The organism is Microbacterium sp. CFSPD4_SD4, from assembly GCF_057364585.1.
In genome coordinates, this window is record NZ_JBNFOC010000011.1 from 32,132 (window position 1) to 45,649 (window position 13,518).

General features: G+C 70.7%; 10 protein-coding genes and 1 pseudogene. 1 reads left to right on the top strand and 10 read right to left on the bottom strand.

Features of this window, described 5'->3' with window-relative positions:
- Positions 1-5: 5 nt before the first annotated feature.
- Positions 6-2,071, bottom strand: a pseudogene (locus AC2W7E_RS14060) (DEAD/DEAH box helicase).
- Between the two features lie 273 nt (positions 2,072-2,344).
- On the opposite strand from AC2W7E_RS14060, the gene AC2W7E_RS14065 reads away from it, so the two are divergent.
- On the top strand, positions 2,345-3,241 hold the full coding sequence (locus AC2W7E_RS14065) for an aldose 1-epimerase family protein (RefSeq protein ID WP_025104688.1): 897 nt from the start codon (positions 2,345-2,347) through the stop codon (positions 3,239-3,241).
- A gap of 96 nt (positions 3,242-3,337) precedes the next feature.
- Here AC2W7E_RS14065 and AC2W7E_RS14070 read toward each other — a convergent pair whose 3' ends face one another.
- From AC2W7E_RS14070 to AC2W7E_RS14110, 9 genes are all read right to left on the bottom strand, one after another.
- Complete coding sequence (locus AC2W7E_RS14070) at positions 3,338-6,478, bottom strand: efflux RND transporter permease subunit (RefSeq protein WP_485989359.1); 3,141 nt, start codon at positions 6,476-6,478, stop codon at positions 3,338-3,340.
- Positions 6,479-6,494: 16 nt separating this feature from the next.
- The gene (locus tag AC2W7E_RS14075) at positions 6,495-7,082 is read right to left on the bottom strand and encodes a TetR/AcrR family transcriptional regulator (protein WP_303709754.1); all 588 of its coding nucleotides are present in this window, start codon (positions 7,080-7,082) and stop codon (positions 6,495-6,497) included.
- Positions 7,083-7,241: 159 nt separating this feature from the next.
- Positions 7,242-8,438 (bottom strand): Gfo/Idh/MocA family protein, encoded by a 1,197-nt coding sequence (locus AC2W7E_RS14080; protein WP_197462162.1) that lies wholly within the window; start codon positions 8,436-8,438, stop codon positions 7,242-7,244.
- Between the two features lie 41 nt (positions 8,439-8,479).
- Complete coding sequence (locus tag AC2W7E_RS14085; RefSeq protein ID WP_371512850.1) at positions 8,480-9,535, bottom strand: LacI family DNA-binding transcriptional regulator; 1,056 nt, start codon at positions 9,533-9,535, stop codon at positions 8,480-8,482.
- A 3-nt stretch (positions 9,536-9,538) separates the two neighbouring features.
- Positions 9,539-10,429 (bottom strand): carbohydrate ABC transporter permease, encoded by an 891-nt coding sequence (locus AC2W7E_RS14090; RefSeq protein ID WP_025104693.1) that lies wholly within the window; start codon positions 10,427-10,429, stop codon positions 9,539-9,541.
- The gene (locus AC2W7E_RS14095; protein WP_485989360.1) at positions 10,422-11,384 is read right to left on the bottom strand and encodes a carbohydrate ABC transporter permease; all 963 of its coding nucleotides are present in this window, start codon (positions 11,382-11,384) and stop codon (positions 10,422-10,424) included. The genes AC2W7E_RS14090 and AC2W7E_RS14095 overlap by 8 nt, the downstream gene beginning before the upstream one ends.
- Before the next feature lie 4 nt (positions 11,385-11,388).
- Positions 11,389-12,651 (bottom strand): ABC transporter substrate-binding protein, encoded by a 1,263-nt coding sequence (locus tag AC2W7E_RS14100; RefSeq protein ID WP_025104695.1) that lies wholly within the window; start codon positions 12,649-12,651, stop codon positions 11,389-11,391.
- 112 nt (positions 12,652-12,763) lie between these two features.
- Positions 12,764-13,123 carry a fluoride efflux transporter FluC gene (locus AC2W7E_RS14105; protein ID WP_338565341.1) on the bottom strand — a complete coding sequence of 120 codons (360 nt, stop codon included), beginning with the start codon at positions 13,121-13,123 and terminating at the stop codon, positions 12,764-12,766.
- On the bottom strand, positions 13,120-13,494 hold the full coding sequence (locus AC2W7E_RS14110; RefSeq protein WP_238695654.1) for a fluoride efflux transporter FluC: 375 nt from the start codon (positions 13,492-13,494) through the stop codon (positions 13,120-13,122). The genes AC2W7E_RS14105 and AC2W7E_RS14110 overlap by 4 nt, the downstream gene beginning before the upstream one ends.
- Positions 13,495-13,518: the final 24 nt, after the last annotated feature.

The following is a 13,518-nucleotide window of genomic DNA, read 5'->3' on the forward strand; positions in this document are numbered from 1 at the left end:
ACGGGTCAGGAGGTGAGCTCGGCGGCGGATGGCACGCGGCCGGCGATCTCCTCGATCACGTCGTCGTCCAGGCGGGCCTGCTCGAACGGGGCCTCGATCTCGGCGCGACCGAGCAGCTCGGTCATCCGGCGCTGGCGCTGCCGAGTGATGAGCGTGACGACCCGGCCCGAGCGCCCCGCGCGACCCGTGCGACCGGAGCGGTGCAGGTACGTCTTGTACTCGTCCGGCGCGTCGGCCTGGACCACGAGGTCGATGTCGTCGACGTGGATGCCGCGCGCGCGACGTCGGTGGCCACGAGGACGTTCACCCGACCCGAGGTCAGCTTCTCCAGGTTGCGCGTGCGCTTGGCCTGGTTGAGATCGCCGTGCAGCGAGACGGCCGGGATTCCCGCGTCGTCGAACTGGTCAGCCAGCATCTCGGCGTAGGCGCGAGTACGGGCGAAGACGAGCGTCTTGCCCTCGCGGTCGACGAGCGACGTGAGGATGTCCGCCTTGTCGCGGTGCTCGATGACGAGCACCCGGTGCTCGATGGTGCTGGAGCCCTGGTCCTCGCCGGCGACCTCGAACACGGCGGGGTCGACGAGGAACTCGTCCACCAGCGCCGCGACCTCGCGGTCGAGCGTCGCGGAGAACAGGAGCTTCTGGCTGCCCTCGGCCGTGCGGCGGAGGATGCGCTGCACGGGCTCGACGAATCCGAGCTCGCACATGTGGTCGGCCTCGTCGAGCACCGCGATCCGGCAGTCGGACAGGTCGAGCTTGCCCTGGTTCATCAGGTCCTCGATACGGCCGGGAGTGCCGATGACGATGTCGACGCCCTTCTTCAGCGCGCCCACCTGGCGGCCCTGCGGCACACCGCCGTAGATCTGCGTCGTGAAGAGGCCGACGCTGCGGGCGATCGGCTGGATGGTCCGGTCGATCTGCAGCGCGAGCTCGCGCGTCGGGGCGAGGATGATCGCGCGCGGCGCCCGTCCGAACTCACGACGCTTGCCCGCCTGCGACTGCAGCACCCGCTCGACGAGCGGTGCCCCGAAGGCGATGGTCTTGCCGGAGCCCGTGCGTCCGCGGGCGAGCACGTCGCGCCCCTCGAGGACGGCGGGAATGCTCGCCGCCTGGATCGGGAACGGCGTCGCGGCGCCCATGTTGTTCAGGGTCTCGGTGATGTTGGAGCCCAGGCCGAGGTCGGCGAACGTGACGCCCTCGACCTCGACGGCCTGCACGGCCTGTGCCTCGAGGCGCTCGTGGACGACGTCATCGGCCTGCTCGAAGGCCGCCTTCGGCTTCGCGTTCCAGTCGCTCCGGGTCGGACGCTCGTCGCGACGAGGGCGCTCGTCCCGACGCGGCCGCTCGGTGCGGTAGGCCCCTCCGGTCGACGGCCGCTCGCGCCCGCCCTCGAAGGAGCGCTGCGTGCGGTCGCGGTCGAACGCGCGGCGCGCACGGGCGGCGTCGTACGAACGCTCGGTCCCCTGCTCACCGCCGCGGGTGCGATCGCCGCCGCGGTCGTCCCGCCGCGGACGGTCGTCGCGGTCGAAGCGCGGACGCTCGTTCCGGCGGTCGTCGAAGCGCGGGCGTCCGCCGTCGCGGTGGTCGCCGTCGCGGAACCCCTGTCGCTGCGAGCCGCCGCGGTCGTCGCGCCGCGGACGGTCGTCGAACCGTCCAGCGCCGGACCGGTCGTTGTACCGCGGACGCTCGGCGCGGTCGTCGAACCGGCCGCCACCGGCGCGGTCGTCGCGGCGGTGCGGGGCCTCGCGACGCCCGGACTCCGCACGGTTGCGGATGCTGCGGGCCTCGTCGCGACCGGCGCGCTCCTGGGAGCTCCAGCGGCGCTTCGGAGCACCGGACTCGGCCTCCTCCGGGCGGTAGCCGCGGTGCCCGGGGCTGCGGCTCCCGGGGCGACGGTCGTACCCGCCGGTCGCGCGACCCTCGCGGTCGTCGCGTGCGGGACGCTCGTCGCGAGCCGTGTCCCGACCGCCGGCCGGACGGTGGCGGTCGTGGAACGAGGTCTTCTTGGCGCCGTAGCGCGGCTCGAAGTTCGCGGCGGCGCGACCGCCGCGGGGCTTCTTGTTCTTGGGCATTCGGGTGTCCTTCTTGCGTTCTCGCACGAGAACAGCGCTGCGCGCACGCGCGAGCACTCCGATCCAGCGGAGTCCGGACGATCTGCGGCCGGGGCCATTCCTGTGATGGTTGATTCGCGTCGATCGACGCGCACCATCGGCCCCTGGACTCACACTTCACACACTGAAAAACGTCCGCGCCCTGCGCGGGTGTCCGAAGCCGACCGTCTCAGTCTACCCGGCATCCCTGGGAGACCCCCGCACTCCGGCGGCCTGCGGCACTACGATGTCGAGGTGAACTCCGTCTCTCCCACCGGCACCCAGGTCCATCTCCGTCTCGGCGACGTGACCGCGCAGATCGCCCAGGTCGGCGCCTCTCTCCGTGCCCTCCGGATCGGCGAGGTCGATCTCATCTCCCCGTATCCGCTCGACATCCCGACGCCGTCGTGCTCGGGCGTCGTGCTGACCCCCTGGCCCAACCGGGTGCGCGACGGCCGCTGGGACGACGAGGGCACCGTGCGCCAGCTCGCGATCACCGAGCCGAAGACGGACAACGCCAGTCACGGCCTGCTGCGCTTCACGGCGTACGCCATCGAGCAGACGGAGGGCGCCGCGACGCTGCGGGCGACCGTCTTCCCGCAGACCGGCTACCCGTACCTGATCGAGACGTCCGTCGCGTATGTCCTCACCGCGGACGGCATCGAGGTCACGCACACGCTCACCAACTGGTCCGACTCCCCCGCGCCCGTCGCGGTCGGCACTCACCCGTTCCCCACGATCGGCGATGTCGACCCGCACGACCTCGTCCTCCGGGTGCCCGCCCGCACCGCCTTCGAGACGGATGACCGCATGCTCCCGATCGGCACCCGTCCCGCCGATCCCGAGCTGCGCGAGGGCATCCGCGTCGGCGACGTCTCGCTCGACACCGGGTTCACCGACCTCGACCGCGACCCGGACGGCCGGGTGCGGCACACCCTCACCGCCCCCGACGGCCGGACCGTCACGCTCTGGCAGGGCGAGGGCTTCGACTTCGTGCAGGTGTACACGGCCACGAACTATCCCGGTACGCCGCTCGCCGTCGCGATCGAGCCGATGACCGCCCCGGCTGATGCCCTCAACAGCGGCCGCGGCCTGAGACGCCTGGCCCCGGGCGAGACCTGGACCGTGGAGTGGGGCCTCTCCTTCGCCTGACCGCGGTCCACCGGTCCGGAGAACACACGCGGAAGGGCCCCGATCCTCGTCTCCTCGACGGGACCGGGGCCCTTTCTCCGCGTTGCGGACGCGCGACTACTCGCCGTGGTTCTCGCGCAGCTCGCGCCGGCTGACCGGCGTGCCGTCCGTGTGCACGGGGACCGGGGCGCCATCGTCGTGCGGCTCGCCCTTCCGCGCGCGACGGCGCTCCCGCGCCCCCTCGACGAGGTTGTACAGGGTCGGCAGCACGATGAGCGTCAGCACGGTGGAGGAGACGAGCCCGCCGATCACCACGATCGCCAGCGGCTGCGAGATGAAGCCGCCGTGCCCGGTGATCCCGAGCGCCATCGGGGTGAGGGCGAGGATGGTGGCGAGCGCGGTCATGAGGATCGGGCGCAGACGCTTCTCCCCTCCCGCCATCACCGCCTCCGCGGTCGACAGTCCCTTCTCCCGGTACTGGTTCACGAGGTCGACGAGCACGATCGCGTTCGTCACCACGATGCCGATGAGCATCAGCACGCCGATCAGCGATGCCACGCCGAGCGGTACGCCCGTGATGATCTGCAGCAGGATGGCGCCGGTCGCCGCGAACGGCACCGAGATCAGCAGCAGCAGCGGCTGACGCAGCGACTTGAACGTCGCCACCATCACCACGTACACGATGAGGATCGCGGCGAGCATCGCCAGGCCGAGCTGCGCGAACGAGTCGGCCTGCTGCGAGGCGACGCCGCCGACCTCGGCCGAGGCGCCGTCCGGCAGGTCCGCGGCGGCGAGCGCCTCGGTGACCGACTGGGTGGCGACCGCGAGGTTGTCCGATGCGGGCGGCACGGTGACGGTCGCGGTGCGCCGTCCCTGCTCGGTGGTGATCGAGGTCGGACCGTTGCGCTGCTCCACGGTCGCGATGTCCTCCAGCGGCACGATGCCCGCCGCGGTGGGGATCGCGAGCTGCTGGAGGGCGTCGACGGTCGTCGGCGGCTCCGGGTTGACGAGGTACACGGTCAGCGCGGTGTCGTCGATCTCGACCGAGCCGATCTGCTGGGGACGCATCGTGTTCGACACGATCGATCCGACGGCGACCTCGGACAGCCCGACCTGGGCGGCGGCCTCGCGATCCACGACCACGGCGATGTATGGCAGCGCCTCGGCGAGGTTGTCGGTCACCTGCCCGATGCCCTCGCGGCCGTCGAGCTCGTCCACCACGGCGGAGGTCGCGGTGGCGAGGTCGTCGCCGCTCGCGGCCGACACGGTGATCTCGATGTCGCTGGAGCCGAAGCCGGCGGACGCCGCGACGGCGACCTCGCCGACCTCGTCGCCGAGGCCCTCGATCGCGTCCTGCACCTCGGCGCGCAGCTTCTCCTGGTCGGCGTCGCCGTCGGTGAGCACGGAGTACGTGATGCCCGCACCGCCGGAGAACGCGTCGCGCAGCGTGGAGCCGCTCGACCCGATGGAGGCCTGCACGTGCTCGATGCCGTCGATGTCGAGGAGCGCCTCCTCGACGGGGACGGCGGCGTCGGACTTCGCCTGCAGGCTCGCGGTCGGCCCGAGGTCCTGCGTCACGGTCATGGTGTTCTGACCGGAGTCGCTGAGGAAGTTCACCTTCATCAGCGGGGCGGCGGCGAGGGTCCCGGCGAGGACCACCACCGCGAGCGCGACCGTGATGCCCGAGTGCTTCAGCGTCCAGCCGAGGATGGGCCGGTAGCCGCGCTGCAGCCGCGTCGGCGGGGCGGCCGGGTCCTCCGGGTCGATCGCGTTCCCCTGGTCGTCGAGGAGCGGCTTGCCGGGCTTGAGGAACCAGTACGCGAGCACCGGGACGATCGTCAGCGCCACGAAGAGCGACGCGACCATGGCGATCGTGACGGTCATCGCGAACGGACGGAACAGCTCGCCCACCATGTCGCCCACGAACACGATCGGCAGGAACACCGCCACCGTCGTGATGGTCGAGGCGGTGATGGCGGCGGCGACCTCGCGCACGGCGAGACGGATCGCGTCGCCCTTGTCCGCGTCGCCCACGTAGTGGCGCTTGATGTTCTCGATCACCACGATCGAGTCGTCGACCACGCGGCCGATCGCGATCGTGAGCGCCCCGAGGGTCAGCACGTTGAGGGAGTAGCCGAACGCCTGCAGCCCGATGAAGGTGATGAGGACCGAGGTCGGGATCGAGATCGCGGTGACCAGGGTCGAGCGCACCGACATCAGGAACACGAGGATCACGAGCACGGCCATCACGAGACCGAGCAGACCCTCCGTGGCGAGGGTGTCGATGGACTGCACGATGAACGGCGCCTGGTCGAACACGACCGTGAACTCCGCGTCCGGAAGCGCCTCCCCGATCTCGTCGAGGGCCGCGATGACCCCCTGCGACACCTCGACCGTGTTGGCGGCGGGGAGCTTCGTGATGGAGATCGACAGGGCGTCCTCGCCGTCGACGCGGGAGATCGAGGTCACCGGGTCGGACACCTGCTCCACCGTCGCGACGTCGCCGATGGTGACCGCGGTGCCGACGAGCGGCAGGGCGGCGATCTCGTCGACCGAGGTGATCTTCGCTCCGGTCTGCACCGTGAGGGTCTCGTCATCCTCGGTGATCTCGCCGCCGGGGAACAGGGTGCCGTTCTGCTGGAGTGCCGTGCTGATCGCCTCGCTGCTCTGTCCGGCGGCGGCGAGCTTCGCGAGGTCGGGGGTGATGGTGATGCGCTGTCCGACGCCGCCGACGATCTCGGCCGCGTTCACCCCGTCGACGTCCTCGAGGTCGGGGATCGCGACGCTCTCGAGCTGCGCCTGGGCGTTGTCCGCGTCGTCGAAGCCGGTGACCGCCACCTGGATCACCGGGAAGTCGTCGATCGAGACCGAGAGCACCTGCGGCGTGACGTCCTCCGGCAGCTGCGAGGAGATGCGGTTGATCGCCTGCTGGATCTTCTGCTCCGCGGTCGCGAGGTTCGTGCCGTACGAGAACATCGCCTGCACGATGGACGCATTGGTCGTGCTCGTCGCGGTGGTCGACTCCAGGTCGGGAACCCCCTGGATGGCCGACTCGATCGGCGTCGAGACGTCGTTCTCGACCACCTCGGGCGAGGCGCCGGGGTACGTGGTCATGACCACGAGTGCCGGCAGCTCGAGCGACGGGATGAGCTCCTGCTTGAGGTTGGTCAGCGCGAGCCCGCCGAACACCGCGGCGACGATCGTCACGAGCGCGATGAGGGCGCGGTTCTTCAGGCTGAGGATGGCGAGTTTCGACAAGGCGTGGTCCTCGGTGTCAGGGGGTGGCGGTCGCTGCGGATGGGAGGGAGAGAGGTTCTCCGAGGATCCGCGCCAGTGCGGATTCGAGGAAGGACTGTTCGAGATCGACGTCGCGGATCTGCGTGCTCCACATGACGCCGTCGATGAAGATCATCGCCGCTCGGGCCCGGTCGGCGCCATAGGTCGGCTCCAGGAGGTCAACGAGGCGGTCGGACAGGTGGCGCGCGAGCTCGCGCAGACGCGGATCGTGGACGGCCGCCGTGACCACCGCTCGATCCGCCTGCACGGCGTGTCCGTCGTGGATGCTGTCGTGGACGAGCGCGGCGATGACGTCGGCCCCGGCTCCGCGGTCGGCGAGGGTCTGCCGCACCCCGTCGAGCCGGCATTCGATCTCGTCCGCGAGGGCACGGAAGGCGGCGCTGCGCAGGTCGTCGAGGGTGTCGAAGTACTGGGTGGTCGCCCCGAGCGGCACTCCGGCGCGGGCGGCGACCATGCGGTGCGTGATGGCGTCGGCCCCGACCTCGATGATGAGCTCGGCGGCAGCCGTGACGATCTCCCGACGGCGCGCTTCGGGATCACGCCGCCGACGCGCGCTCTCCGCCATCGCTCACCCCCTGGACATCCGTACATGTACGTTTGTACATTCGCTCCGGTGTGAACTCCCTGAGAGCCCCACCCCTCTCCCCCTCCCCCTCGCTGCGGGATCAGAAACGTGCCTGGGAGACGCGGTTCGGGTGCCCTATTGCACTCCCCTGCCGGTGGGTCAGGCGGCGGAGGAGGAGGGGGTGGAGGAGGGGGTCTGGCCGCGCTCGAAGTAGGCGACGAGCTCGGGGTCGAGCGGAGGGACGGAGATCGCGGAGCCGTCGCCCCGGAGGGACGCGGTCGCGAGGATCCCGGCGGCCACGGCCTCCCGCGCCGCGACGGGAGAGGTCGCCGTGAGACCACCGTGCCGCACGAACCGGAGGAACTCGGCCACGAGCAGCGCGTCGGCACCGTCGTGTCCGGCGTCGGGCACCTCGGGCACGATGAACACCTCGTCCGCGTCGGCCGCCCCGGCATGCCGACGGTTCCACAGCCTCACCTCGCTGCCGGCCACGTCGCCGAAGTTCTCGATGCGCCCCTCGGTGCCGATCACGGTGTAGTTCCGCCAGTAGTCCGGGGTGAAGTGGCACTGCTGGTAGGACGCGAAGATCCCGCCCTCCAGCCTCAGGTTCACCATCGAGATGTCCTCGACGTCGACGACGGGGTGGAGTCCCGTGAGCGCGGTCGGCGGCCAGTTGTCCATGCTGAACCAGTCGGGCATCCGCTCCCCCGCGCGGTCCCGCCGGTCGGTGATGTCGCCGTAGACGCTCAGGCCGCCCATCGCCGCCACCTGCTCGGTGTACGCGCCGGCCAGCCAGTGGATGATGTCGAGGTCGTGCGCCCCCTTCTGCAGGAGGAGTCCGGTGGTGCGGCTCCGGTCGGCGTGCCAGTCCTTGAAGTAGAAGTCGCCGCCGTGCCCCACGAAGTGGCGCACCCACACGGCCTTCACCTGCCCGATGCGCCCGTCCTGGATGAGCCCGCGCATGAGGGTGATCACGGGCATGTGCCGCATGTTGTGACCGATGTAGAGCCGGGTGCCGGTGCGTCGCGCGGTCTCCAGCATGCGGTCGGCGTCGGCGAGATCGATCGCGAGGGGCTTCTCGCAGAAGACGGGCACCCCGGCTTCCAGCGCCCGGATGGTCAGGGCGGCGTGCGTGTCGTCCGGGGTCAGCACCATGACCGCGTCGACGCCGGATGCGAGCAGCTCGTCGAGGGAGTCGGTGATGAGCGCGTCGGGGACGAGCGCCCTGGCGTCCTCGCGGGCGCGCGGGGCGAGGTCGCAGACGGCGGTGATGCGGGAGCCGTGCCCCGGCCGGTGCACCTCCTCCTGGAGAGTGGAGCGCGCGCCGAAGCCGATGATGCCGATGTGGAGGTCCAACAGAAGTCCTTCGTGACAGAGGGGGAGAGAAAGGGGGCGGCTCAGCGGCCGCGGGCTGCCGGGGCGTCGAGGTCGGTCGAGCCGCCGGGGACGAGGGCCCAGGGGAACTCGTGCAGCGCCCCGGGCGAGGGCTCGCTCTCGAGCGCCTTCTCGACGATGATCCGCGCCTGACGCTCGTAGAAGTCCGTGGGGCCGACGGTGGTGAGGGTGGGCGCGATGAGCCGTGCGTCCGGCGTGTTCCCGACACCGATCACCGCGACGTCGTGCGGCACGCGGAGCCCGAGCATATGCGCGGCGTTGATCGCGGCGATCGCGGCGAAGTCGGTCGTCGCGTACACGGCGTCCGGGCGGTTTTCCTGCGACAGCAGCTCGATCGCGGCGGTGAAGGCGCTGGCCTGGGTCTCCGCATAGGTCACGGTCCACGCCGGATCCGGGGAGATGCCGGCCGCCGCGAGCTTCTCGACGTACGGCGTGTAGCGCGTGACCTGGGTTCCCGCGAGGCGGACGGCACCCTCCGCGGCGATGCAGCCGATGGCCGTGTGCCGCTCCAGCAGGTGATCCATCGCGAGCTCGCACCCCGGGATCGCGTCCGAACGGATGACGTCGAAGCCGTCCGGCTCCAGGTGCTCCGAGAACACCACGAGCCGCTGGCCGCGCTTGACGAGGTCGCCCAGCCGTCGCGCGTCCTCCTCGTCCAGGCCGACGCCGTCGAGATACGCCACGTCGCTCTCGACACGGTCGAGGGCCGCGTGCCAGTCGCCGTCGGCGAGGATCAGCGTCGTCAGCCCGTGCCGGTTCGCCTCGGCGTTCACGGCGTCGGCCACCGCCAGCGACCACGGATCGCTCAGCATGTGCAGGGAGAGCTGCACCATGCCGCTGCGACCCGTGCGGATCGCCCTCGCGGCCGTGTTCGGCCGGTAGTTGAGCTCGTCCGCCGCCGCGAGCACCCGCGCCGCGGTGGCCTCGGCCACGCCCGCCCCGCTGGCCCCTGCTCGCCCGGAGAACACGTACGAGACGGTCGCGGTCGACACTCCGGCACGTTCGGCCACCATCCGCAGGGTCGGGCGGCGGCTCGGGGCGTGCTCACGCTGTGCCATGTCTCAGCCCTTCGTCCCGCTGAACGCGATGCCCTGGATGAACTGCCGCTGCAGGATCATGAACGTCACCAGCATGGGCAGGGTCGCCAGCAGGGCACCCGCCATGAGCACCGGGTAGTCGGTGCCGTGGATGCCGACGAGCTGCGAGAGTCCGACCGACAGCGGCATCTTCGCCGGATCGGTCGTCACGATCAGCGGCCACAGCAGATCGTTCCAGGACCACAGCACAGTGAACACCACAAGTGCGATGATGCCAGGCTTCGCGAGCGGAACCATGATCCGCCAGAAGGTCTGCCACGGATTCGCCCCGTCGATGCGCGCCGCCTCCTCCAGCTCGGCCGGCATCGAGAGGAAGAACTGCCGCATCAGGAAGGTCCCGAAGGCGCTGAAGATGCCGGGCACGATGAGCGCCTGCAGCGTGTTCAGCCAGCCGAGCGCCTGGATGATCTCGTACTGCGGCAGCAGGTAGAGCTGCGAGGGCACCATGAGCACCGAGAGGAACACGACGAACAGGGCGTTCCGGCCCGGGAAGGCGATGCGCGCGAACGCGTAGCCCGCCATGGTGCACAGGGCGACCTGCCCGACCGTGCGGCCGACCGTGAGGAGCACGGAGTTCAGGAACATCTGCCCGAACGGCATCGAGTCGAAGACCTCGGCGAAGTTGGTGAACACCCACTCGCGCGGAAGGAACGACGGCGGCACCTGCACCGAGTCGGACAGCGTCTTGAACGAGGTCAGCAGCTGCCAGACGAACGGGAACACCATGAGCGCGGCGCCGACGATGAGCACGACGTGGACGATCCACAGCCCGCGGTTCCGTGGGGTGCCCGCCCTCCGCGATCGTGCGGGGGCGGCACCGACGACCGCGCGGGTGTCGAGGGAGACGTCACTCATAGTGCACCCACTTCTTCTGCAGCCGGAACTGCACGATCGTCAGCACGAGGATGATCAGCAGCAGGAGGAAGGCGACGGCGGCGGCGTAGCCGCGGTCGTTGTCGAGGAAGCCCGCCTCGTAGAACAGGTAGACGACGGTGCGGGTGTTCGGCATCGCGGGGTTGCTGCGGCCGAGCATCATGTAGATGAGATCGAACACCTGCAGCGCCCCGATCACGCTGATGACGCTGACGAAGAAGATCGAGGGCGACAGCAGCGGGATCGTGATCGAGAAGAACTTGCGTGCGGGGCCCGCCCCGTCGAGGTCGGCCGCCTCCATGATCGTGTCGGGGATGCCCTGGAGCCCGGCGAGGAAGATGACGATGTTGGTCCCGAGGCCCGCCCAGATGCCGACGACGGCGATCGCGACCAGCGCGGTGTTCGGATCGGTCAGCCAGCTCCACCCCTCGATGCCGACCGCGCCGAGGGCCGCGTTCAGCACGCCGTAGTCGCCGTTGTAGATCATGCGCCACACGAGCGCGATCGCCGCGGGCATGGTGACGACGGGGATGAAGTAGAGCGTGCGGTAGGCGCTGCGGCCCTTGAGACCGGTGGTGTTCAGCAGCGCGGCGATCCCGACCGCGAGGGGGATGCCGATGAGCGCGATCACCGTGTAGACCGCGGTGTTGCGGAGGGCGCCGAGGAGCTCCGGATCCTGGAACAGCCGGACGTAGTTCTCGAACCCGATCCACTCCGCGCCGCCGAACGGCCCCGACTTCGTGAAGGAGATGATGAGCGTGCGCACGGTCGGCCACAGGTAGAACACGGCGAGGCCCAGGGCGGTGGGCCCGAGGAACACCAGAGCCCACCACGGCGAGGCACCGGGCGTACGGCGCCGCCGGCGGACCCCGGAGGGCGGGGCCTCCGGGGTCCGTCCGGCGGCGGGGGCGACCGCGCGAGGCGCGAGGACGGTCACGCGGTCACTCCTGCTCGGCGTCCAGCGCGGTCTGCATCTGCGCGGCGAGATCCTGCAGTCCGTCCTTCGGGGAGACCGCTCCGGACCACACCTGGGACAGCACCTCGCTCTCGATGCTCGTCCACGCGGAGGTGTTCTTCGACACGGGGTACGGGACGGCCGTCTCCAGCGCGTCGATGTAGACCTGCAGGTCGTACTGCGGGAGGGCGTCGACCCAGGCCTGCTGCGTGCCGTTGTACGCGGGGATCACGGTGCCGGTCTCGGCCTGGATCTTCGCGGCCTGCTCGCCGCTCGCGAAGGCGGCGAAGTCCTTGGCCTCCTCCACGTGCGCGCTCTTGGCGTTCGCGACGTTCCCGACGCCGTGGATCACGCTCTGGTTGCCCTCCGGACCCGCCGGCAGCGGCGCCACGTCGACGCTGCCCCCGATGTCCGCGTTGTCCGCGTAGGCGATGGCGGCCCAGGAGCCGTTCTGGAACATGGCGACCTTGCCGGACAGGAAGAAGTCCTCCGGGTTCGTGTCCGTCATCTGCTGCGCCGTGGGCGAGGAGCCGTCGGCGATGAGGTCGGTCCACAGCTCGATGCCCTCGAGAGCCTCGGGGGAGCCGTATCCGCTCTGGGTGCCGTCCGCGGAGATGACCTCGCCGCCGGCCTGCGCGATGGAGTTGTAGAAGTTCTCCTGGCCGTACTGGCTCGCGGCGACGCCGAACTGGCCCTTCGCCGGGTCGGTCAGCTTCGCGGCCGCGGAACGGAAGTCGTCCCAGGTCCAGCCCGCGCTCGGATACTCCACCCCCGCGGCGTCGAACAGCGCCTTGTTGTACCAGAGCGCGACGGTGTCGAAGTCCTTGGGGGCGCCGTAGAGCGCGTCGTCGTAGGTGTAGAGGTCGACGAGCCCCTGGGGGTAGTCGGCCGCGTCCACGTCGTCGAGCGGGGCGAGCTGTCCGTTCGAGGCGTAGAGCTGGAAGTTCGGGCCATTCATCCAGAACACGTCGGCGGCCGAGCCGCCCGTCACCGCGGTCTGGAGCTTGGTGAAGTACTCCTTGTACGGCGTGACCTGGATCTCGATCGTGACGTTCGGGTGCTCCTCGGTGTACGCGGCGGCGATGTCCTCCATCGCGGGCTTCTGGTTCTCGTCCCAGATCGCGTAGCTGAGGGTGATGTCGCCGCCCGACGACTCCCCGGTCGCGGAGGAGGAGCAGGCGGAGAGCGCCAGGACGGCGGCCGCGGAGGCGGCGAGGGCGCCCAGGGCGCGGCGAGAGGTGCGGGGCATCGAGGTCTCCTTTGACGGGTGCACGAGAAGGCGGTGCGCGATGTTAACCGTTTAGCGTTAAACGATTAGCAGCGAGAGTAGCGCGGCACGTCGGCTCTTCGCAAGCGTCGATCTAGAGCGCGGCGCCCAGCGCGAGCCCCAGCCCCGCGGCGAGGAGACCGAGCACGAGCATGCCGACCGCGTCGAACACCGCGGCGCCGCGCTCGCCGTCCCGCCACAGCGCGACCGCATCGAGCATCGCGGTGCTGAAGGTCGTATAGCCTCCGAGGAGGCCGGCGCCGAGCACGAACGCCGCGTCCGGCAGCGCCGTCGTCACGAGCCCCAGCGCGAACGAGCCGGTGAGGTTGACGACGAGGATCCCCCACGGGAACCGTCGGCCGGCGAGCCGCGCGACGCCGAGGTCGACGAGGTACCGCAGGACGGCGCCGACGCCCCCGGCGAGCGCGGCCGCGAGGAACAGCAGTGGACTCACGACACCCCTCCCCGGCGCGGGCGCCCCAGCCGGAGCCCCACGGCCGCCGCGAGGAGACCGAGGACGAGACTGCCCACGGCATACGCGGCGGCGAGGAGCGGAGCCGACCCCCACAGGGCCAACGTCCCGGTCATGAGGGCGCTGTAGGTCGTGAAGCCGCCGAGGACGCCGGTGCCGAGCAGCAGCCGCAGCTCCGCCGAGGCCGGGAGCCGCGCCGCCACGACCCCGATGAGCAGGGCGCCCAGCACGTTGGCCAGCAGCACCGCGAGGGGGAAGCCGCCGGGATCGTCCACGAGGAGTCCGAGGCCCAGACGCGCCGCCGTCCCGAGCGTGCCGCCGAGCGCGACGAGCAGGACACGACGGAGACTCACGCTCGCCACTGTAGTCGCCGCATG

Bases quoted from the DNA above. Each gene is read 5' to 3' on its own strand.
- AC2W7E_RS14075 (WP_303709754.1), bottom strand. From the start codon at position 7,082: ATGGCGGAGAGCGCGCGTCGGCGGCGTGATCCCGAAGCGCGCCGTCGG.
- AC2W7E_RS14085 (WP_371512850.1), bottom strand. From the start codon at position 9,535: ATGGCACAGCGTGAGCACGCCCCGAGCCGCCGCCCGACCCTGCGGATG.
- AC2W7E_RS14090 (WP_025104693.1), bottom strand. From the start codon at position 10,429: ATGAGTGACGTCTCCCTCGACACCCGCGCGGTCGTCGGTGCCGCCCCC.
- AC2W7E_RS14100 (WP_025104695.1), bottom strand. From the start codon at position 12,651: ATGCCCCGCACCTCTCGCCGCGCCCTGGGCGCCCTCGCCGCCTCCGCG.